Genomic DNA, 22,480 nt, shown 5'->3' with positions numbered 1-22,480 from the left:
ATTTGTTTTATTCGCTCTGTTTAAGGCCGGCTGTTTTTTCTTAATTTTAGTTCCGTATACTTTACTTGATGTTGGCCTGGATTAATTTGTCCAATGCTTACGTCTAAAATTTTCAACTTTTTATCCCCCGTTTGTTTATGGATTAATGCGTAAAATACTTACTTATTCTATCATTTTAATTGCATTTGTTTTCAATGCGTTATATGCCCAGGACTATACAATACGGGATATAATGGTCAACACCAACGGAGAATCCCATAAGGACATTAACGTAATACAGGTAGATTATGAGGGGTTCCTGTGGTATTCTACCTATAATGGAATAGTAAAGGACTTCGAAACCCACAGTGTGCTTTCTACCTTTGTGGATGAAGACGGAGGGAACCCGCCCAAAATAGGGTTTACAATTTTCATCGATAGCCAACAGCGGATGTGGGTTTCCACCCAGACCGGAATTTTCGTATCCGACAAAAATTTGGTCGATAGTTTCAATCATATAAAATTCAAACCTTTTTTAAGGGGAGAAAATCTTTCCGGAAATTCTTATATGGAAGATTGTGACGGAAACATTTGGATCGTTGGGGCGGACAATGTTATTTTAAAAGTCGACTCTTCCTTTGCGGTAGAAAAATATCAAATTGAAGCTCTTAAGCCCACCTATGCCCTATCTGACTATTACAAACGGGAGTTTTTGTTTTTTGAAAAAATAATCGACTGCGATAAAATCCTATGTAGGCAAGGGCGCAAACTGTTTATTCTCGAAAAGGGGGAAATCCGTTTAATTGCCGATTATACTTCCACAAAAAATTATGAAATGATGGGTTATTTCCATCCGGAATGGACCTTCAATGGTGGTGATGGAATCCTCATTACGTCTAATGGGGAACTCCTGCCTAAATCCAAGGAAATTCAATATACCTATGAAGGAAAAGTCTTTGAAAGCCATTTTGTTGAAGACCTGGATATACAAGTTACCAATCTACCTTTTCAAGAAATGATTCCTATTACGGAAAGGGGTAACCCGATACTAAAGGATTATGCCGATCTTATTGGTATCGATGGCCTTGGAAAAAATGTATCCCTATTTAAACTAATAGAAATCAACGGGAACTTCCAGCTAAAAAAGACCTATGAAATTCCGTTCCCCTTTTGGGTCGAGGACCTGGTCATCGATAAGAACGACGTAATCTATGTAAGCAACTATGACCGCATCAGCAAAATAAAATTTAGTACCAGCAATGTTGATAAGGTCCTGAATCATTACGAGAAACAAGACATGAATACCTATGGGTTTTTGGAGCTACCTAACGAGGAGATTCTTGCTGCGACCAATTCTGGGATTTTTAAGCTTTCACCCAATGAGGGCGCCGACTATGGAGAAGGCCCCTATGAAACTAAAAATATTTTTCCATCGCTTAATTTTCTTAAAGCTTTTGCAAAGACCAGCGATTCCAAGATGTGGTGTCTGGGAAGAAGCAAAGGGCTTTGGGAAATCGATTTTCTAAAGAATACCATCGAAGAAATCCACATCTTTAACTCGCATTGGGGATTGGCCAAACTGCATTACAATGATATTCTAAAACATTCGGACTCCACCCTATTGTTGGCCAGTAGTTTTGGCCTACAGGAATTCAATTACATACAGAAAAAGTTCCGCGAATTACCCATACTCCCTGTTGAAAACAATAGGGAACTTTTTATCCAAGACCTTCATAGGACTAGCGACAAACTCTATATAGGGACTGATGCAAACGGGCTTTTTATACAAGATCTGAATTCCGATAGTTTTGTGCACATAAGCAATAGAAAGGCCCACGATAGTTGGACCCTCCCCACCAATAAGATTCATACCATTTTTTTAGACCGATACGAGAATATATGGTTGGGCACGGATAAGGGGGCCGTACAGATTGACAAGGGTCTTAACAAGACCGAAGTGATAGATACATCAGACGGGCTTACCGATTCGAACGTAGTCGGGATTTTGGAGGACGCCGATGGGAACATGTGGTTCAGCACCTATGACGGGCTGTACCAGTATGGAAAGACCTCAAAAAAAATCACCGCGTTCTATGTGGAGGATGGCCTGCCTTTTAACGATTTCAACCCGTACTCGAATTACAGAACCTCCACCAACACCCTATTGTTCGGAGGGCTCAGGGGCCTGATTGCCTTTGACAGTATCGATAATCCTTCCCGATTCCAAGATGTCAGGATATTCCCCACCAAATTCGAGTACTACGATACCGATAGGGAAAAGGACGTGGAGCTCGACGCCCTAAACACAGGACGGTACGGTTTCGACCTGCCCTATTCCAAAAATTCCTTCTCGGTAACCTACAGCATCAACGATTGTTACAATACCGAGACCAACAAATATGCCTACAAGTTGGACGGGTTTACCGAGGACTGGGTGAACTTGGGAAGCCAGACCACCTTGAAGCTCCTGTCCATACCCCCGGGGGACTATGTGCTTAGAATCAAGGGATCCAATCCCGCAGGGGTGGAATCCGCCAACGAACTGAACTATGACATCCATGTGGCCCAGGTCTTTTACAAACGCCCCTGGATACAGGCCCTTACCCTATTGTTGCTCCTTGGGATAGTGGCGATGGTCTTGTACAACCATTCGAAAAGAGAACGGAAAAAACATGAACTGCGCCTTACCCTGGTGGAACTGGAACGCAAGACCCTGAGGGCGCAGATGAACCCCCACTTCATATTCAACGCCCTGAACGGTATACGCAAGACCGTTAAGGAAGGCAAGCCCTCCAAACTGGACGACTATATCACCAATTTCTCATCCCTTATGCGGTTGACCCTGGACCTTACGCGGAACGAGAACATCCTGCTCTCAAAGGAGATACGTTACATCCAGAACTATGTGGCCCTCACCAATACCAAGGGCGAACACAAAATAGACCTCATAGTCCAATATGGGTCGGACATCGATGTGGAGAATACCTTTATCCCCTCCATGCTCCTACAGCCCGTAGTTGAGAACTCCATCGTACACGGTTTTACGGACGGCCAAAGGGAAAAATCCATAACTCTGAGAATCGAAAGGTCCGAGGCAACAAAACAGCTAGTGCTTACTGTCGAGGACAACGGGATAGGGATTTCGGGGGCGAAAAAGAAAAGTGAGGCCGATCGGGGACATCAGTCCTATGCCACCCAGATTTTGCACGAGCGGTTGAAGCTCCTGAACCAGATCCGCAAAAAGGACCATGGCTATGAGATTGCGATAAAGGACATCATGGACGGAACAAGGACAGGGGCCGTGGTTACCATTAAAATTCCATATGAGAAGTAGTAAATGCATAAAATAATTACATATATCATCATTTTAAATGCATTGGTTTTCAGTGTATTACGTGCCCAGGATTATACGATACGGGATATTGAAATGAATCCCAATGGCGAATCCCATAAAGGCATTAATATCATACAAATCGATAATGATGGCTTTCTATGGTACTCTACATACAATGGAGTAGTAAAGGATTTTGAGACCCACAATGTACTGTCGCCCTTTATGGGTGAAAACGGAGATAACCCTCCCAAAATAGGGTTTACAATTTTTATTGATAGCCGACAGCGGATGTGGGTTTCCACCCAGGCCGGAATTTTCGTGTCCAACGAAAGCTTGGACGATAGTTTTAATCGTATAAAGTTCAACCTATTATTAAAAGGAGAGGAACTTGAGGCAAACTCCTTTTTGGAGGACTGCAATGGAAACATTTGGATAATCGCTTATAACAGTGGGGACAATATTATTTTAAAGGTAGATTCCTTCTTCGAGGTCAAAGAGTATCAAGTTCCGGGAATTGGACCAAGATTCTTGGAAGATAGATATTACAAAAGGAATTATCTTTTTTTTGAACGAAGAATCGACTGCGATAAATTTCTCGTTCGACAGGGGCGAAAGCTCTATATCTTTGATAACGGAACCACAACGCCCATTGCGGACTATTCCGACTCTATCAAACACAGTTGGGCGGATTACCTCTATCCCGAATGGCCCCTAAATGGCGGAGATGGCTTACTGGTTACGGATAACGGCGACATCCTCCCGGAATCTATTGAGACACAGTATACCTATAAGGGAGAAACATTTAAGACCCATTTTATAAAAGATATGGATATACAGGTGCTTAATCTGCCCATGCAAGAGATGATCCCCATTACCGAGGATAGCAATCCCATCCTAAAGAATTACGCCGACCTCATCAGTACCGATGGCCTTGAAAAAAATTTGATTCTATTCAAGCTAATAGAAATAAACGGGAGTCTTCATCTCAAAAAAACCTATGAAATTCCATTCCCCAATGTAATCGATGACGTTGTAATCGATAAAAACGATATCATCTATGTCAGCAACTATGACCGGATCAGTAAAATAAAGTTCAGCAAGAATAATTTTGACAGGATCCTATACGGGAACGGCAAGAGCGTTATAAGTACAAGGGGATTGCTGGAGCTTCCCAATAACGAGATGCTTGCAGCCACTTATTCGGGGGTTTTTAAGATTGCACCTTCCGAAAATGATTTTATTCAAAGCCCATACATTACGGAAAATGTTTTTCCTCAATTGTCCTACCTCAGGTCTTTTGTAAGAGCCAGCGATTCTACGGCGTGGTGCCTCGGGGAGAACAGAATGATAAGCGAAATAAATTTTAGGGAGAATACGATTATCGGACAGTACAACTTTGACAAAGATTGGGAGTTGGGCCAATTGCGATACTATGATATTCTAAAACCCTCGGACTCCACCTTGTTCCTTGCCAGCAACTTTGGTCTTCAGGAATTCAACCTCAAACAGAAAAAGTTCCGTGAACTAAACATTCCCCCTGTTGAAAATGCCAGAAAACTTTTCATTAGAGATCTCCATAGGACAGGGGACAAACTCTACATAGGCACGGATGCAAATGGGCTTTTTATACAAGACTTGAATTCCAATACCTTTTTGCACCTAGTCAATGATTCTATCAATAAAGGTTTGACACTTCCCACCAATAAAATCTATACCATTCTCACGGACCAAGAGGAAAATGTATGGCTGGGTACTGATAAAGGGGCGATTTATATTGATAAGGACCTGAAAAAAACAACCGTACTGGATGGCGCGGACGGACTTACCAATTTAAACGTGGTGGGAATTTTGGAAGATGCCCAAGCAAATATCTGGTTCAGCACCTATGACGGGCTTTACCGGTACCAAAAGGATTTAAAAAAAGTCACCGCATTCTATGTGGAAGACGGTCTTCCCTTTAACGATTTCAATCAAAATGCGTATTACAAAACCTCGAGCAACACCTTGTTCTTTGGGGGTGTTAGGGGATTGGTCGCTTTTGACCATATTGATAATCCCGTCCAATCCCACGACCTTCGGATATTTCCCACCAAATTCGAATACTATGACAGGGATGAAAAAAAAGATGTTGAACTTGAGGTTTTGAACAAGGACGATTACAGTTTCAGTTTACCTTTTGCCAAAAATTCCTTCTCGGTAACCTATAGCATCAACGACTGCTATAATACCGAGAACAACAAATATGTCTATAAGTTGGATGGGGTCACCGATGATTGGGTGGATCTGGGGAACCAGACCACCTTAAAGCTGTTGTCCATGCCTCCCGGGGATCATGTTCTGAGGATCAAGGGATCCAATCCGGCAGGAGTCGAATCGTCCAATGAACTGCGCTATAACATCCATGTGGCCCAGGTCTTTTACAAACGGTCCTGGGTCCAGGCCATTACAGTGCTCTTTCTCCTTGCCCTGGTCGTATTGATCTTGTACAACCATTCGAAAAGGGAACGGAAAAAACACGAAGTGCGACTTACCCTGGTGGAACTGGAACGCAAGACCCTAAGGGCACAGATGAACCCGCACTTTATATTCAATGCCCTGAACGGGATACGCAAGACCGTTAAGGAGGGCAAGCTATCCAAGCTGGACGACTATATCACCAATTTCTCCTCCCTTATGCGGTTGACGCTGGACCTCACCCGGAACGAGAACATCCTGCTCTCCAAGGAAATACGCTACATCGAGAGCTATGTGGCCCTTACCAATACCAAGAGCAAGCACAAAATAGACCTCGTAGTCCAATGTGGACCGAATATTAATCCCGAGGATACCTTTATCCCCTCCATGCTCCTACAACCCATTGTGGAGAACTCCATCGTCCATGGTTTTACGGAAGATCAAAAGGAGAAAACCATAATTTTAAAAATTGAAAGATCCGAAACCACAAAACAGTTGATATTGACCATCGAGGACAACGGGATAGGAATCTCAGGAGCGAAAAGCAAAGGCGGCCCAGAAAAGGGGCACCAGTCCTATGCCACACAGATTTTGCACGAGCGGTTAAAGCTATTAAACCAGATCCGCAAAAAGGACTTTGGTTACGAGATCGAAATAAACGACATAGCGGACAGAACTAGAACTGGGGCCGCGGTAACCATCAAAATCCCGTATTAAAGGTATTGAATGAATAAAATAGTTACGTATTCTATCATTTTACAAGTGTTAATCTGTAATGGGCTGTACGCCCAGGATTATACGATACGAGACATTGAAATAAATCCCAACGGGAAATCCCACAAATTTAGGAATTTCATGCAGGTAGATGATGATGGGTTTCTATGGTATTCCACAAATGATGCAATTGTAAAGGACTTTGAGACCCATAACGTCCTTTCTTCCTTTCTGGTCGAAAATCCAAACAACTTGGTCCAAGATATTTACGGGATTTATTTTGATAGGAAGCGAAGGATGTGGGTATCCGCAGACACCGGACTTTTTTTATCCAGTAAAAGCCTAGATGATAGTTTCAATCGAGTTGTGTTAAAACCGTTCTTGATGGGAAGGGAACTGCAACCGAATTCCTTTATGGAGGACTGCAACGGAAATCTGTGGATGGTGGCTTCCACCGCCGAGGACAATATCATTTTAAAGGTAGATTCCTCCCTCCAGGTCACGCAATATAACCTTGAGGGAATTGAACCCAGATATACAAACGATAGGTATTTTTTAAGGAATTTCCTCTATTTTGAACGAAGAATCGGCTGCGATACATTTCTAGTTCGGCAGGGGCGTAAGTTCTATATTTTTGATACTGGAACCACAACACCTGTTGCGGACTATACGAGCTCTATCAAATACAGTTGGGCTGATTATATCTATCCGGAATGGCCCCTAAACGGCGGCGATGGCCTGGTGCTTACTGACAACGGTGACATCCTTCCGGAATCCATGGAAACACGGTATACCTATGAAGGTGAGGTTTTTGAGACCTTCTTTATTGAGGAATTGGATCTACAGCTTATCAACGTACCCTTTCAAGAAATGATTCCCATTACGGAGGACAGCAATCCGGTACTAAAAAACCATGCCGACCTTATCGCTATCGATGATCCCGGAAAGACCTTGATGTTATTTAAACTAGTGGAAACAAAAGGGAGCCTTCATCTTAAAAAGACCTATGACATTCCGTTCGCTTTCCCGATTGAAGATTTGATTGTTGATAAAAACGACATCATCTACGTCAGCAGTTATGATCAGATCAGTAAAATAAAGTTCAGCCAAAATCGCTTTGATCGAATTTTATATGCCAATGGCGAACAAAACATCGATGCAAGGGGGTTTTTGGAACTTCCCAATAGGGAAATCCTTGCCACCACCGATCAGGGAATCTTTAAGCTTTCGCCAACAAACGATGCGAATTATGATGAAGGCCCTTATAAAACAAAAAATATTTTTCCAACATTGAATCTCCTTAGGTCTTTTCTAAAGGCAAGCGATTCCACGGTCTGGTGTATTGGGGAGCACAAAACGCTCTGGGAAGTTAATTTTTTAAGGAATACGATAGTTGATACCAATATCTTTCGCTCTCACCGAAGGTTGGCCAATTTACATTACTTTGATATAGCAAAGTATTCGGACTCCACCCTTTTGCTGGCCAGCAATTATGATATTCAGGAATTCAATGTCAAACAGAAAAAGTTCCGGGAGGTACCTATCCCTCCTCTCGAGAAGGCAATAGACCCTATTATAAGAGTTCTTCTAAAAACCAAAAACAAACTCTATATAGGAACGGACGTAAATGGATTGATCATACAGGATCTCCACTCCAATACCTTTTTACACTTTACAGATGATCCCGCAAACAACGATCTAACCCTGCCTACCAATAAGATCTATTCAATTTTCTTAGACCGGCAAGAGAACATATGGCTGGGTACTGACAAAGGGGCAATCCAAATTGACAAGTCTCTCAACAAGACTAAAGTGCTAAACGCAGCGGACGGCCTCACCGATTTAAACGTGGTGGGAATCTTGGAAGACGCCGAGGAAAATATGTGGTTCAGCACCCATGACGGACTATACCGGTTTGAAAAAAACTCGAAAAAAGTGACCGCGTTCTACGTGGAGGATGGCCTACCCTTCAATGACTTCAATGAGTATTCCTATTATAGGACCTCCACCAATTCCTTATTGTTCGGAGGGGTCAGGGGGTTGATTGCCTTTGACAGTATACATAGTACGGTCCAATCCCGGGACATCAGGATATTCCCCACCAAATTCGAATATTACGATTCCGATAGGGAAATGGACGTGGAGCTAGATGTTCTAAATCTGGATAATTATGATTTCAGTCTGCCCTACTCCAAAAATTCCTTTTCGATAACCTATAGCATAAACGATTGCTATAACACCGAGACCAACAAATACGCTTATAGGCTGGACGGGTTTACTAATGATTGGGTGAATCTTGGTGACCAGACTACCTTAAAACTGCTATCCATCCCCCCAGGGGATTACGTACTTAGGATTAAGGGATCGAATCCTGCCGGCATGGAATCCTCCAATGAACTGAACTATGATATCCATGTGGCACAGGTCTTTTACAAGAGGCCATGGGTGCAGTTCCTCGCCGTGCTCCTCCTTTTGGGTATTATGACCCTGGTTTTCGCCCAACGGACCAGAAACGAACGCAAAAAAAATACCCTCCGCCTTACCTTAATCGAACTGGAGCGAAAGACCCTCAGGGCACAGATGAACCCCCACTTCATCTTCAATGCCCTTAACAATGTACGCCATACTGCACAACAGGGCAAGCTTGCCAATTTGGATACCTATATCAGCAAATTCGCCACTTTGATGCGACAGACCCTGGACCTGACCCGTAACGAAAACATATCACTTGCCAAGGAAATAGGCTATATAGAAAACTACGTTGCCCTGAATAACACCAAGAACAAATACAAAATTGACCTAAAAGTCCAGTATGGGCCCGACATCGACGTGGAGGATACCTTCATCCCCTCAATGATGTTGCAGCCCATTGCGGAGAACTCCATTGTGCATGGCTTTACGGAAGACCAAAGGGAAAAGTCCATAACCATTAAAATCGAAAAGTCCACGGACACCAAACAACTGGTCCTTACCATAGAGGATAACGGGATAGGCATCTCGGGGGAGAAGAACGAGGCCCCGCCCGAAAAGGGGCAACAGTCGTATGCTACGCAGATATTGCGGGAAAGGCTAAAGCTCCTCAACCAGATCCGCAAAAAGGACCATGGCTATGAAATCGCAATAAGGGACATAGCCGATGGTACAAAGACGGGCGCCGTGGTAACCATCAAGATTCCGTTTTAGAGCGTATTATCATTCTCATGCTTTTCCTATTAATGTACTTAAAAGGATACTTCAGAGTCATACATTTCAGGTCAATTGTTAGCTACATTGCCCGACACATTGTTTGCAAAAGTATTGCCAGTCTGCGACAAACTATTACCACCTTGTACAAAATCAACGCCCCATCCACCACTATCGTTAATAGCACTGTTCTCCAGGGTTAGGTTTCCACTGCAATGGATTACAATATTACCCTGTCCTCCTGCATTGTACATCTGCTCCGCACCGCCTCCCGATATTTCACAGTAGTTGAAAAGGTTGGTACTGGTACTGGAATTAATCCCGATACCCAACCAGGTACCCTGCCCTTCGGAAGCGCCCCGGAATATAATCGGTTCCTCGGAAGTCCCTTGGGCATTTAGGGAACCTGTGGTAGGGATACAGTCCACCCCAGGGCTTCCCAAAACCAGTCCCGCTCCTGTTTCAAATTCCAGAATAGTTCCGGCCTCAATGGTTATGGCCGTCTCCACGTAGGTCTCTCGACCAGATTCCTCCGTTTCAATCCTGTAAGGTACTTCCAATTTTTTAATGGTAAGGTCGGCATCGGTAACAGCATCTCCTTCAACCTGAATATAAGACCTTCCATTGCCTTCCGCATAGGACGTAGCCGCATCCAGTTGGTCTACCTGTGGCAGGTGCATCCAAACCGGGGCCAATTCATTGTTTACGATTGTATTTTCCTCAAAATCGGTCAATTCGGCATCATCGTCCAACATGTAGATGCCAAATCCGCCACTATCGTCAACTGTTGTATTTTGGATAGTCAACCTACTATCACACTGCAAGGTAACGTTGGCCGCAAAGTCGGCACCATTGTAGATCTTGCTACTCCCGCCTCCGGAAATAGTACAATAGATCAAGTTGTTATTGGGACTGGACGAATTGAACCCGATACCCAACCAAGTTCCTTTGCCGGAAATCACCCCTTGGAAGGTTATGGGGTTCGCCATAGTGCCGGTAGCATTTAATGAACCGGTAGTGTCCGCACAATCCGAGGATTGTTCACCCAATCGAAATCCGGCTCCACTAGCAAATTCCAAGGTATTTCCCGCATCAATATTCAATTCGTTCTTGATGTTGTATCTACTACTCTCAACAAATCGGTACGGAACGTTCAGCAAGGCCATGCTTACCCCATCATCCTCAATTTCATTTTCCCAAACCTCAACATAATTATTTCCATTGCCCTGATAGTCCGACGCGGCATCCAACGCGCTCAACTGGTTGAAATATAGGCCCACAGGGGCTTCCTCGTTATTGGATATGACATTATTGGAAAACTCCTCCAAATCGCTTTCGTCCGTAATGAACACGCCGAATCCATCATTATCGGTAATGGTACAATTGACAATGGCACCCGAGGAATCTTCGTCCCTGGATAGTTGAACGGCACCCTTTTCGTCGGATTGAGTGGAAGCGGAGCGGCCCGCATGGCGTACAATTACATGTTCCAGACGATTTTCCGGATGATTGGAGCCAAAATAGACTCCTTTCCAAACCCCCTTATTCTCCGAGGTTCCCAAAAACTGTATGGTGTTTTCCGCCGTGCCCACGGCCTTTAATCCACCACCTTCCCCGGTAAAGATACCGCTGTTCTCGCCTTCAAAGGCGATGATGACCCCAGGTTCAATGGTCAGTAATGCATTTCCTCTTACATTAATTTCACATTGTATCACATAGTCCACAGCATCTCCCGGTTCCACATCTTCCCAGGTCGTATTTTCCAAAATCTCATTTTGATTACATAACGAAACATCCGCCGTGAGCACGGTGAAGGAGGCGCCAACCGCTGTTCTTCCGTTAACGGTTACGGACACTTGTCCGGTGGTGGCATCTGCCGGGACATCTACGACCAGCTGTGTGGCCGATGCAGATTTTACCGTTGCCGTTATTCCATTGAACTCCACCTCATTTTGGCTACCGGTACTGCTAAAATTGGTTCCCGAAATGGTGACTTCGGTGCCCACCACCCCACTGCTGGGGGATATCCCGGAAATTGTCGGGGACTGGATTTCAGGTTCCTCGTTCACGGTAGGGCCATCGTCTCCATCACTACTACAACTTATTACTAAACCTAAGGCAATAACGGTCAATACGCCTTTACCTACATTTTTGTGCACCTTTGTGAATACCTTTTTCATAATCGCATGTGTTTATTTTGAAGAGTGGGAAACCTTTGGAATTGAACCAAAGCTAGGTTTTACGCCTATCGGGGACTGACACAATAGTCCCAAATAGTGACACGGGAATACCAAATAATGTACTTCCCCTAAAAATCAGTACGAAGAGGGAGGAACCCCGTAGAGTGCCTTAAAGCATTTAGCGAAATAGGAAAGATTATTAAAGCCTACCTGATAGGCGACCTGGGTTACGGTATCCGCTTTTTGGGACAACAATTGGGCCGCTCGTTTTAATCGAAAATTTCGTAGCAGTTCCCCAGGGGATTCATTGGTCAATGCCTTTATTTTCCGGTGTAGTTGGGTTTTGCTCATGGTCAACGTCCTTTGCATTTGGGGTACCCCGAAATTTGCATCGGTGTATTCCTTTTCCAAGAGATCCAGAACCTGCTCGAGAAATTTTCTATCCAATGAGGTGGTCGTAATTTTTTCAGGATGTACGGTATAGGCATTATCCCTATAGTGCGCCCTTAGTCGTTGCCTTTGATCGATGAGATTTTTGATCCGTACTGCAAGTTCCTGGGCATCAAAGGGTTTCGTCAGGTAATCGTCCGCCCCGGTCTCCAACCCTTCGATCTTGTTCTGGACACCCGCTCTGGCCGTGAGCATAATAACGGGAATATGACTGGTTTCCAAATTGGTCTTCAGTTTTTTGCAAAGCTCCATCCCATCCATTTTTGGCATCATTAAATCCGTAATGAGTAGGTCAGGGAGATGTGTCATGGCCATTTTAAAACCCTCTTCACCATTTCTGGCCTCGGTTATCCTGTACTTTTCCACGAGCCGGGTCTTGATGAACTGGAGCATGTCCTCGTTGTCCTCCACAAGCAGAATTTCAGGGAGGTCGCGTACATCGGCCCTAGGCAGGTCAAAGGATTCCGTTTCAAGGGTTTCCTTTGTTTCCTTCGGTATTGCAGCTTGCAGAGAGGCCTTGGGGGTTTTAATTTTTTCAATCGGGATCTGTACCGTAAAATAGGTGCCCTTCCCTTCTTCACTGGAAACGGTAATGGTGCCATCCATCAATTCCACCAAGTCCTTGGACAAGGACAGACCAATGCCGGAACCTTCCCTATCCTTGGTGATACTCCCATCTACCTGATAGAAACGATCAAAGATAAAGGGCAGTTTGTCCTCGGAAATCCCCCTACCCGAATCCGAAACCTGAATGACCAAATCTGAATGGGTATGGGATGCTTCCAAAGCCACCAATTCCCCATCCTCACTAAATTTAAAGGCATTGCTCAACAAGTTGTAGACCACTTTTTCCAGCTTGTCCCGGTCAAAAGCCGCCCATAAGGTTTCGCTGGGGATTTCTACCCGATAGTCCATATTGCGCTGTGCCGCATAGGAATTGAAGGATGCCGCCGCAGTCCTAAGGCATTTAAAAACATCCCCTTCGGTCGATTTTAGCTGTAATTTGCCCTCATCGATCCTGGAAAGATCCAACAGCTGGTTCACCAATCCCAGGACCTTGTTCGTATTTCTTCGGATCATCTTCACTTCGTTACGGCCCAATTGCTCTTCTGGGTTCTGCTCCAAATGTTCAATGGGGCCCTTGATCAAGGTCAGGGGCGTCCGAAACTCATGGGAAATGTTCGCAAAAAAGTTGGATTTTAATCGGCCCAATTCCTGGAGCTCCTTATTGGCCTTTTGTTTAACGCGGTATTGATTGTAGAGCAAAATGGCCAACACCAGGATAAAAACCGCAAAGGCTATGGTACCGTTGCGTTCGTTCTTTCGCTTGCTCAACTGTAAGGCCTGCAGTTCCTTTTCCGAGGCCAACAAAGCGATTTCCTTGGTCTTTTCCTCATTTTGATATTGGGCTTCTATCTCCTCGGCAAGATCACGCTTTTCCAAGGTGTACAGACTATCCCGCATAATTTGGTATTCCATAAGTGCGGCATAGGCCTTTTCATGCTCGGATTGGGCCTGGTACACCTGTGCCAAGATCTTGTATCCATCCATTGTGGTGAGATCTACGCCTACCTTCTTGGCCATGGCAAGCGCGCGCCTGGAGTAGTAGACCGCACTGTCCCATTTTTTGGCATAAAAAAATTCCTGCCCCAAGGATTGGTTAAAAACGGCCATGTTAATGGAATCCGAGGTCTCGGTGGCTATGGACAAGGACCGATGGTAATTGTAGATTGCCTCGTTGGATTGCGATCTGTCCGAATAAATATTTCCGATATTCTCATAGACCTGGCTCATTTCCCGTTTTAGGTCCATTTGTTGATAGCTTTCCAGGGCTTGACGGTATTTTTCCAGTGCCGCATCGGGCTTTTTCTGATTTCGGTATACAACACCCATATTTTTTAGCACAAAGGCCCGGCCGGGCAAAAAATCGAACTTTTTAAAGAGGCTATCGCTTTTGGCATAGTAATCCAGCGCCCTATTGTAGTTGGTCAGTTTTTGGTTGATGAGACCGATGTTGGCAAAGTTGATGCCGGCATTTTTCTCATTGCCGATCTCGGTGTTCGTTTTTGCCGCAAAGGTATAGGCCTCCATGGCCTTTTTGTATTCCCCGGTTTCATTGTAGATATTGCCCAAATTATTGTGGGAACTCGCCAATCCCTCAAAGTCGTCCACTTCTTGGGCAAAGGCAATATTGCGTTTGTGGTAGACTTCGGCTTGTATGAGGTCGCCTTTGCTCAAATAGGTGTTGCCCAGTCCGATCAACGCGATACCTTTTCCTGAATCATAGGTTATATCCTCAGCTAAGGCCAAAGACCTTTGAAATACAGAGATAGCGGAATCGTTCTGGGCCCTGCCGTTCAAAAGATCGGCAAAAGCGTTAAGGGCCTTTACCTCATAGCGTTTGTCGCGGATTCCCTGGGCAATGTCCAAGGCCTGTTGGATACTAATTTCGGCCTTTGCCGGATCTTCATACTGATATTCGTCAAAGAGGTTTAAAAGGAGGTTAACTTTTAGGGAGTCTACCTTTTCCCGGTCCAGCCTTTTCTCCAAACTATCGATTTTGGATTGCGAGTAACCCGAAACCGAAATGAGCACCCCTATAAGAAACAAGAATCTGGCCATGTATAAATTTAAACGAATTAATTCAAATTTTGAACGACTCGTTTCTGGGAGGGCATGATGATGAGAACCTAACTTGCAGTAACCACTACTATGTTTAGGACAAGGCACTTATCCCATATAATCCTGCCAAGTGACCATAATGTATTTTTCCTTTCCGTTTTCCGTCTTCTTAAGATAGCCGAATTCATAGACAAACAAGTATATATCACTTTTTTTATTCTTCCAATAATGGGTGAAGAATCTGGGATCAAAGCCCAAATCCAGAAGCACTTGCGCCCTTACTATGGACGTGCCCGCTTTGTTGTAGGCTTTCAACAATTTACGGTTTAGGCGCAACTGATTATCCACTTTGTTATAAAACCTTTCGGGCCTTTCCTTTGTTTTTTGGTATTGATAGGCACTTTTGCAATGTAGGTCACAGTATTTCTTATCGGTACGACCCATTAGCTCCTTTCCACAATAGAGACATTCCTTTTGTATTCTCATTATGTTTTAAAAATTAGTCAAATGTGTATGCGAACATTATTCGATTAAGATACGATTAAATCATTTTTATTATTGAAATTGACAAAAAAAACCATCATGTTCAAGGGACGGAGTATTACTTTAAAGCATTTGTTGATTTCCAATAGAAAGCATATTGGGCTTCAGTTCAAATCCGACAGGGTCGTACAGGCTCTTGTGGAGAAACTTCCTCATGTGTCTTGGTCCGATGAGTTCGGCATGTACCATGTTGAGAACAACAAGACTAACTTAGGAATCATCTTCAACACCTTTAGGGGAGAGGTCTGGATAAACGGCAACTATTTTTTCGAATCTAAAAATGAATTAAACGCCGATAGGCCGAAAAACGTTGATTGGTATCGGACCCGCACTTTGGGGAAGGATATTAAACGGTGCCCGGATGAATACTTGGATAAGCTAGAAATAAAAAAATACGCCGAGAATACCGTTAAAACCTATGTGCATCATTTTGAGTGCTTCCTCAACCATTACCATCCTATAAATCCGGAAGATATTAATGAGAAGGAAGTAAGGCAATATCTTCAGAAGCTATCTCGTGATGGACGTTCCCCCTCCTATTTGAACCAAACCGTAAACAGCATTAAATTCTACTTCGAAACAGTCATGGGAATGCCCAATAGATTTTATGACCTTGAGCGACCTAGAAAATCGACACCATTGCCCAAGGTACTTTCGAGAGCGGAAATTCTCGCCATGATAGATAATACCAACAACCTAAAACATCGTTGCATTATTTCGCTGTTATACTCTGCCGGTCTTAGGAGAAGTGAGTTGTTAAGCCTTAAATTAGGGGATATAGACAGCAATCGCATGCTTATTCGTGTCCAATCCGCTAAGGGCAATAAGGACAGGATGACGGTGCTAAGTCCAACCCTGTTACGAAGTCTAAGATCCTACTATGTAGCGTACAAACCCAAGGATTATCTGTTCGAAGGACCTCGAAACAGACCGTATACGGCATCTAGCGTAGTAAAGATTATCTCTGAGGCCGCTCGCAGATCTGGTATCTACAAGAGGGTAACGCCGCATATGCTCAGGCATAGTTTCGCCACTCATTTACTGGAGGATGGTTTGGATATACGGCACATTCAGCTATTATTGGGGCATAATTCTACGAAGACAACGGAAATATACACCCATGTAGCGGAAACCTCCTTCAATAGCATAAAAGATCTCTTATCTTAGTTCCACATATAAAAGATGTATAGATCATTAACGATCTATACTCCTACGTTGCCTGACATGCAGGGACATTGGGTATAAAATAAGGTAAATCAGGTTGAAGAAATAGATAAGATTGAAAATGGATTGATCATTCTTCGTCGGGAAATCATGAATGTGAAAAACAGATGAAATTCTATTTGGGATTGAAATGTGATTGACTTTCTTCGTCGGGAAATCATGAATGTGAAAGACAGTTGAAATTCTATTTGGGATTGAAATGTGATTGATCATTCTTCGTCGGGAAATCATGAATGTGAAAGACAGTTGAAATTCTATTTGGGATTGAAATGTGATTGATCATTCTTCGTCGGGAAATCATGAATGTGAAAGACAGTTGAAATTCTATTTGGGATTGAAATGTGATTGATCATTCTTCGTCGGGAAATCATGAATGTGAAAGACAGTTGAAATTCTATTTGGGATTGAAATGTGATTGATCATTCTTCGTCGGGAAATCATGAATGTAAAAAACAGATGTAATTCTATTTGGGATTGAAATGTGATTGATTATTCTTCGTCGGGAAATCATGAATGTGAAAAACAGATGTAATTCTATTTGAGATTGAAAACGGATAGATCCTTCGGAAGGCCCTAGGGCACATCAGGCAACAAAGCGTATGCGATCATGCTGCCTGTATTACGAATTAGATCTTGATTGTGAATAGAGTTGATATTCGGCGAATAGATACCGATATTGAAAAATGGAAAAGGGCAGCACGTCGCATACCCGGCCCGTTGGCAGCCATAATCGGATAGGGTTAGCTATTCAAGAATAAGATCGCGATTTAGGTAAAGAGATGAATTATTTGAAGAACAAATTTTGGGCTTGATGGACATCATTTGTGTGAACAGATACATTTCTTAGAAAACACTTTATGGTGGGTTGAATAATGAGATTTCGGCGAATGATATCCTGATTAAGAATAGTTCCCGATTTGCGAAAACAGATATTTGAGTGAATGACATTCTTGTCGGCGAATAATAACCTGAGTGTGAACAAATCCTAATGCTTGAAAACAGCGTTTTGTACGAACTACTTTTTATATCGGCGAATAACATACTGAATGGAAATGCATTCCGATTTGTGAAAACAGATATTTAGGTGAATGATATTTCATCTTGGCGAACAATAACCGATTTATAAACAAAAATTGATTCCGAAAAGAATAGACGAGAATAAGATTTAGGGCAAGTGGTACGTCTGCCAACAAAGCGTATGCGATCATGCTGCCCGATGACAAAAGGGATCTTGATTGAGAATGAAGTTGATTTACGGCGAATAGATACCGATATTGGAAAACGGGAAAAGGGCAGCACGTCGCATACCCGGACCGTTAGGCACAAGTTGACCAAAAATGCGAACACAAGAATATAATAGAATAACGAAAGAAGGAAACGTACTTGATTTTGGAACGCTAAAAGAAACTAAAAAGCAACTCGGAATTAACAAATTGACCGAACTTGAATCTGAAATTGACCGAATAATAAAGGAAAACAAAATTCAAAAGCCCGAATTGCACAACCAACCGAATAGTACAGAAACTGACTTTTTTCTAATTGATTTAAACTCTGACCAAATTGAAATCATAGTTTCTATGTTTGGAGACTTAGAAGTTGGAAATCTAGGACTGAATTACGAATCGACTTATTCCGCTAACTTTTTTGCTAAAATGCTTGATAAGTGGAATGATTTACCAGATTACAGATAAAAAATGAGTGAAGAAAAACCACCACGCCTAAACACTGAACAAATTAGAGAAGGAACTCAAAAAGGACTAAAGAAATATGAAAACTTGAGTTTTATTGAGCAATACGCTATGTATATGGGAATGGCACAATTACTTGAGTTTGGACTGAAAAAGTTATATGAAGAGAAATTTGGAGGAAACCTTGACGATATGGAAAGATGGACTCTTGGGAAAACTAGAGTTGAACTTGAAAGAAAAGGATTGAGAGAAGACTTCATCGCTCTACTCAAAGGAGTTAAGGATTCAAGAAATCATATAGCACATGAAATTCTAGCGAATGAGGCACTTATGAATGGAATGATGAATAAATTAAATGTACAAGGAGGGCTTTCGAAAAACAAGAGAATACTTTGGAAAGCAATAAATGAACTTGAACACGTATGTTTTCTTTTTGATTGGACTAATGAAAATAATGGTTGGGATTAAAAACTAGTGCCTAACAAAGTATAACCGCAATTACGGCGGATTAGACTACGTCTGAATCCACTCGCAATTGAGAGTTATGTGCCAAACCGAAAAATACTAACTTAAAAAACCGTAACTGACGGTTATACGAGACCGTTACCTGTAATGCCGCAAACCCACGAACTCTAAATGAACATTTTTCTTAAATTAAAACATTGGCAAATTTTTTTAATTTGGATTGTCGGAACAATTCAAATGGTTATTTTCATAAAATCGGACTTATGGTTTTTATCATTCGGTCTGTACATCGGACTTTTTCTTGGTTGGATTTATTCAATTGGTAAGGTTCTGAATAAAAACGTGGAATTGAATAACGAAATGAAAATTTGGTGGATTTTATATCTGACTTCATTAATTCCATTCGGACTTAATGTTCGAGATATGCTAACTCAATCTTACGACAGAATTGACTCCTGGATTATTGCTTTGGCTGGAATTATCGGACTTGTAGCTATCACTAAAATTGTGATTTTTTCAGCAAAAACTCTAAAACGAGCTGAATCAAAAACTGAACACAAAACAACTGACTTAATTTTAGAAATATTTTTAATCTACTTATTCACAATTGGAATTTGGATTTTACAACCACGACTGAATAAACTAATGAATGAAAAATAAAAGCACTACAGGTAACAACGGTAACCGTTGCACAAGCCTTTGATCATAGAAGAATCAACTTGGAATAAGCCCTTTTACAGGGCTTTTTTGTTGATGTCCGGTTACGATCATTGAAAATCAAAAGTGCCCCAGGGGCTAAAAATGGCCTTATCAAGGTTGTCATTGCCGTTTCAAGAAAGCAAAGGGCATTTGCCCCACTTTTCGTCCGTTTTTCAATGAACCCCAGGTATTTTTTGAGGTTATAGGCCATGGCCGAGAGGTGCATGCACTTGTTGGCCTGTGCCAGACCTGTGGTGTTTATCTTCCTTAGTCCCATGAACTGGGTCAGGGTACCTAAAACGGGTTCTACCGTACTCTGGCGTTTGCCTTTCAGATACCTGCCCAAGGGAGTCTTTATGCGTTGGTTGTTGCGTTCATATTCCGCCCGGTAGTAGGTGACGCTGAATTTCTTCTCTTGGGCGCTCTTGCCCAAACATTGGCGACGGATGGGGCAATCCAAGCACACCTTTTTACTGGCGCGGTATTCCTTTTTCTTGGTGCCCGTACGGTGGTCGTTGAACACTTTGGTGAAGGGGATGACCCTGCCTTTCGGGCATAGGTAATGGTCGTTTTCGCCAGCATAGGTGAACCCATCGGGGCCACCCTTGTAGGTACCGTGGGGCGGTATGTAACTCCTAAGGCCAAGTGCTTCCAGAAAAGCATAGTTCTCGCCACTGCTGTAGCCCGTATCGGCAACACAGTGTTCCCATAACAGCCCAGCCCGCCAAAGTCTTCTGCCGACGCGCTTGACGATGTCGGGCAGGTGTTGGTTGTCCTTGCCATCGGCGTGATGGGCACCGATATCACTGATCACGTGATGGGCGGTGTCCACCGTTAACTGGGCGCAATAGTTGAGCTTTCTCGCCTTGCCGGGTTTTACGCTTATACGGGCATCCGGGTCGGTGGGGCTGTAATGTGTTTTGTTACTGGTGTACTTTGAACCTTTGTTGCCCGCACCCGGGCGTTGATCTTGGTCCTTTGCCCATTTCCTGTTGCGGCCCTTTATCGCTTGTAGTTCCCGCTCGTTGGCCGTTATGCGCTTTTGGCCGCATTCGGCCTTGTCGTCCTTGCTCTTGCGCCTAGGGGCTTCTCTGTCCATGGCGCTGATATGGCGTATCTTTTTCAAATGGGCATCCAACTCATCGGCAGGGACTTTTAGCTCCAGACTTTCCATACTTGCGTTGGCCTTCACCGGGGCACTATCGGTCACCTGGGTATGGCCACTGACCATGCCCTTTTCCACACAAAGGGAAAACACCTTGGTGAACACTGCTTCGAACACCGATTCCGGGAACAATTGACGCGTGCGGCTTATGGTACTGTGCCAGGGAAGCTCCTCATCGATATCGTAACCCAAAAAGAAAAGGATGTCCAATCGCATCGAACAATGGGAAATAAGTTTGCGGTCACTGATGATGTCCTCCAAATAGCCCACCAAACAGAACTTGAAGAACACCACCGGGTCGATGCTCTTTTGGCCGCTTGTGCCATAATACCCTTTGGTCCGGGAATAGAGAAAATCGAGGTCCAATGACCCTTTCAAGCGACGGTAGAAATTATCTTTCGGTACGCGTTCGCTCATTTGAAAACTGTTGAAGAGCTTTTCTTGACACTGTTTTTTGCCTTGCATACCTAAAACTACAACCATTATAGTCCCATGTCAAGATCTATTGCACTCTTTTTTGGTTAACTTGTGCAACAGGCACAAGGTGTATAGTGCATACCCTTCGGGATACGCACCATACACGGAACGTTGGCAATAATTTATCAAATCAAGGAATGGAGATAGTCGGCAGATTCTTTAAGTCCATTTTTTCTCAATACATCTAGAACTTCATATTCGTCTAAATCTGGATTTCGTCTATTTAAGACTAGTTTCTTAAATGCTTGTACTGCTTTTTCGTGATTCAAATCAATTATATCAGTAATAAAGTCATCAGCGGATTTAGCAGACAACCCAAATCTAGACAAATATTCCTTTGGAAAATCCTTAAGGTTATTGGTTACTATAACATTCGCATTGGTCTTAATAGCTGCGGCCATTACATGCCTATCCTTGGAATCAGGGAGTTCCAAAGTTTCGATTAATGGTTCATAGTTGGTAACCAAAGCGTCAGGAAATGCAAGATTTGCCCGATTTGTTCTCTTCTTTATTTCATCCTCCCCGACTCCTTTATTCTTCATTACTTTTTCCCATTCATCAAAAATATGATTACTCCATTTTGGGGTAAACAATTCAAAGTAAGCAAACCAAAATAGTAAATCTCTTATTTCAATTGGATAGATAATGTTTGTATCTAAGACACATTTAAACCGGACACTATGAATCATACAACCCTAACTCTTCATCTGACTTCATAATATCCATCAAAAGCTGTTCTTGATTAGATTTCATTTCTTCCTTGTACGCAACAATATCTTCAAACTTAACTCTTCGATGTTTTCCAACTTTAGCAAACGGAATTTTACCTTCTTCTAGTAGCTTTACCAAATGTGGTCTAGAACAACCCAAAAACTCCGCAGCAGCTTGTGTAGTCATTTCCGTCGCTATTGGAACAATAGAAATTGGATTACCCTGACTTGTCACTTTTAAAATTTTAGCTAACAGTTTTAAAACCCTCAATGGAATTTTAATCTTTTCCTTTGTTTCTTCAATCTCAATTTCGGGATTTTCAGATTTAAGCTGCTCCAGGACAGATGCCAAAGCATCATATGATTGCATTGCAAGTTCTTGTTCTTCTTTCGAAGGTCGTTTTATGTTTTTATAAGTTTCCATTATCTTGACGGTTATTAGACTTTACAATAATAAACGAAATAAACGAAACAAGCTTGCATTGGTTATGTTAAAATTGACAAAAAAACTATTGCCAACAAAACCTATAAACAATACGGGCTTAGGTTTTAAGCGCGGAGGTTTGCGTAATTTTATGAAGCCAGCGAAATCT

13 protein-coding genes are annotated in these 22,480 nt (G+C 42.8%); 7 read left to right on the top strand and 6 right to left on the bottom strand.

Translation table 11 applies throughout. The features are described 5' to 3' along the window. The first annotated feature begins 145 nt into the window (after positions 1-145). From ACP2AF_RS06465 to ACP2AF_RS06455, 3 genes are read left to right on the top strand one after another with little or no spacing between them, the layout of a single operon-like run. On the top strand, positions 146-3,313 hold the full coding sequence (locus ACP2AF_RS06465) for a histidine kinase (RefSeq protein ID WP_425235417.1): 3,168 nt from the start codon (positions 146-148) through the stop codon (positions 3,311-3,313). Positions 3,314-3,316: 3 nt separating this feature from the next. Continuing rightward, positions 3,317-6,484: a histidine kinase gene (locus ACP2AF_RS06460; RefSeq protein ID WP_425235416.1), complete on the top strand. Its 3,168-nt coding sequence runs from the start codon at positions 3,317-3,319 to the stop codon at positions 6,482-6,484. Between the two features lie 9 nt (positions 6,485-6,493). Continuing rightward, the gene (locus tag ACP2AF_RS06455; protein WP_425235415.1) at positions 6,494-9,664 is read left to right on the top strand and encodes a histidine kinase; all 3,171 of its coding nucleotides are present in this window, start codon (positions 6,494-6,496) and stop codon (positions 9,662-9,664) included. 71 nt (positions 9,665-9,735) lie between these two features. Here the strand turns inward: ACP2AF_RS06455 and ACP2AF_RS06450 are convergent, their stop codons facing one another. The 3 genes from ACP2AF_RS06450 to ACP2AF_RS06440 all read right to left on the bottom strand — a co-directional run bounded on the left by ACP2AF_RS06450 (position 9,736) and on the right by ACP2AF_RS06440 (position 15,402). Further along, a complete protein-coding gene (locus ACP2AF_RS06450; RefSeq protein WP_425235414.1) occupies positions 9,736-11,844 on the bottom strand; it encodes an IPT/TIG domain-containing protein in 2,109 nt (702 codons plus the stop codon). A gap of 135 nt (positions 11,845-11,979) precedes the next feature. Beyond that, entirely contained in the window at positions 11,980-14,916 is a 2,937-nt protein-coding gene (locus ACP2AF_RS06445; RefSeq protein WP_425235413.1) for a tetratricopeptide repeat protein, read from the bottom strand. Between the two features lie 108 nt (positions 14,917-15,024). Further along, the gene (locus ACP2AF_RS06440) at positions 15,025-15,402 is read right to left on the bottom strand and encodes a hypothetical protein (RefSeq protein WP_425235412.1); all 378 of its coding nucleotides are present in this window, start codon (positions 15,400-15,402) and stop codon (positions 15,025-15,027) included. Between the two features lie 96 nt (positions 15,403-15,498). Here ACP2AF_RS06440 and xerA point away from each other — a divergent pair, with 96 nt between their 5' ends. The 4 genes from xerA (at position 15,499) to ACP2AF_RS06420 (ending at position 19,496) form a co-directional block, all read left to right on the top strand. Continuing rightward, positions 15,499-16,626, top strand: a complete 1,128-nt coding sequence (gene xerA / locus ACP2AF_RS06435; protein ID WP_425235411.1) for a site-specific tyrosine recombinase/integron integrase — start codon at positions 15,499-15,501, stop codon at positions 16,624-16,626. A gap of 1,394 nt (positions 16,627-18,020) precedes the next feature. After that, on the top strand, positions 18,021-18,374 hold the full coding sequence (locus ACP2AF_RS06430; RefSeq protein ID WP_425235410.1) for a hypothetical protein: 354 nt from the start codon (positions 18,021-18,023) through the stop codon (positions 18,372-18,374). A 3-nt stretch (positions 18,375-18,377) separates the two neighbouring features. After that, positions 18,378-18,839 carry a hypothetical protein gene (locus tag ACP2AF_RS06425; RefSeq protein ID WP_425235409.1) on the top strand — a complete coding sequence of 154 codons (462 nt, stop codon included), beginning with the start codon at positions 18,378-18,380 and terminating at the stop codon, positions 18,837-18,839. Positions 18,840-19,007: 168 nt separating this feature from the next. After that, on the top strand, positions 19,008-19,496 hold the full coding sequence (locus ACP2AF_RS06420) for a hypothetical protein (RefSeq protein WP_425235408.1): 489 nt from the start codon (positions 19,008-19,010) through the stop codon (positions 19,494-19,496). Between the two features lie 43 nt (positions 19,497-19,539). On the opposite strand, the gene ACP2AF_RS06415 is transcribed toward ACP2AF_RS06420, so the two are convergent. The 3 genes from ACP2AF_RS06415 to ACP2AF_RS06405 all read right to left on the bottom strand — a co-directional run bounded on the left by ACP2AF_RS06415 (position 19,540) and on the right by ACP2AF_RS06405 (position 22,311). Continuing rightward, a complete protein-coding gene (locus tag ACP2AF_RS06415; protein ID WP_425238011.1) occupies positions 19,540-21,165 on the bottom strand; it encodes an IS1182 family transposase in 1,626 nt (541 codons plus the stop codon). 137 nt (positions 21,166-21,302) lie between these two features. Continuing rightward, entirely contained in the window at positions 21,303-21,866 is a 564-nt protein-coding gene (locus tag ACP2AF_RS06410) for a PIN domain-containing protein (RefSeq protein ID WP_425235407.1), read from the bottom strand. After that, positions 21,856-22,311, bottom strand: coding sequence for a helix-turn-helix domain-containing protein (locus tag ACP2AF_RS06405; protein ID WP_425235406.1), 456 nt, complete (start codon positions 22,309-22,311; stop codon positions 21,856-21,858). The genes ACP2AF_RS06410 and ACP2AF_RS06405 overlap by 11 nt, the downstream gene beginning before the upstream one ends. Positions 22,312-22,480: the final 169 nt, after the last annotated feature.

Origin of the sequence: Ulvibacterium sp., from assembly GCF_965248315.1 — a bacterium.
Classification (GTDB): domain Bacteria; phylum Bacteroidota; class Bacteroidia; order Flavobacteriales; family Flavobacteriaceae; genus Ulvibacterium.
Note: the sequence above shows the minus strand (reverse complement) of the source record. Positions and strands in the feature narration are given on the sequence as shown.

What these genes read in the sequence shown, in the direction of transcription:
- ACP2AF_RS06465 (WP_425235417.1), top strand. Translation starts at nt 146, where the DNA reads ATGCGTAAAATACTTACTTATTCTATCATTTTAATTGCATTTGTTTTC.
- ACP2AF_RS06460 (WP_425235416.1), top strand. Translation starts at nt 3,317, where the DNA reads ATGCATAAAATAATTACATATATCATCATTTTAAATGCATTGGTTTTC.
- ACP2AF_RS06455 (WP_425235415.1), top strand. Translation starts at nt 6,494, where the DNA reads ATGAATAAAATAGTTACGTATTCTATCATTTTACAAGTGTTAATCTGT.
- ACP2AF_RS06450 (WP_425235414.1), bottom strand. Translation starts at nt 11,844, where the DNA reads ATGAAAAAGGTATTCACAAAGGTGCACAAAAATGTAGGTAAAGGCGTA.
- ACP2AF_RS06445 (WP_425235413.1), bottom strand. Translation starts at nt 14,916, where the DNA reads ATGGCCAGATTCTTGTTTCTTATAGGGGTGCTCATTTCGGTTTCGGGT.
- ACP2AF_RS06440 (WP_425235412.1), bottom strand. Translation starts at nt 15,402, where the DNA reads ATGAGAATACAAAAGGAATGTCTCTATTGTGGAAAGGAGCTAATGGGT.
- xerA (WP_425235411.1), top strand. Translation starts at nt 15,499, where the DNA reads ATGTTCAAGGGACGGAGTATTACTTTAAAGCATTTGTTGATTTCCAAT.
- ACP2AF_RS06430 (WP_425235410.1), top strand. Translation starts at nt 18,021, where the DNA reads ATGCGAACACAAGAATATAATAGAATAACGAAAGAAGGAAACGTACTT.
- ACP2AF_RS06425 (WP_425235409.1), top strand. Translation starts at nt 18,378, where the DNA reads ATGAGTGAAGAAAAACCACCACGCCTAAACACTGAACAAATTAGAGAA.
- ACP2AF_RS06420 (WP_425235408.1), top strand. Translation starts at nt 19,008, where the DNA reads ATGAACATTTTTCTTAAATTAAAACATTGGCAAATTTTTTTAATTTGG.
- ACP2AF_RS06415 (WP_425238011.1), bottom strand. Translation starts at nt 21,165, where the DNA reads ATGCAAGGCAAAAAACAGTGTCAAGAAAAGCTCTTCAACAGTTTTCAA.
- ACP2AF_RS06410 (WP_425235407.1), bottom strand. Translation starts at nt 21,866, where the DNA reads ATGATTCATAGTGTCCGGTTTAAATGTGTCTTAGATACAAACATTATC.
- ACP2AF_RS06405 (WP_425235406.1), bottom strand. Translation starts at nt 22,311, where the DNA reads ATGGAAACTTATAAAAACATAAAACGACCTTCGAAAGAAGAACAAGAA.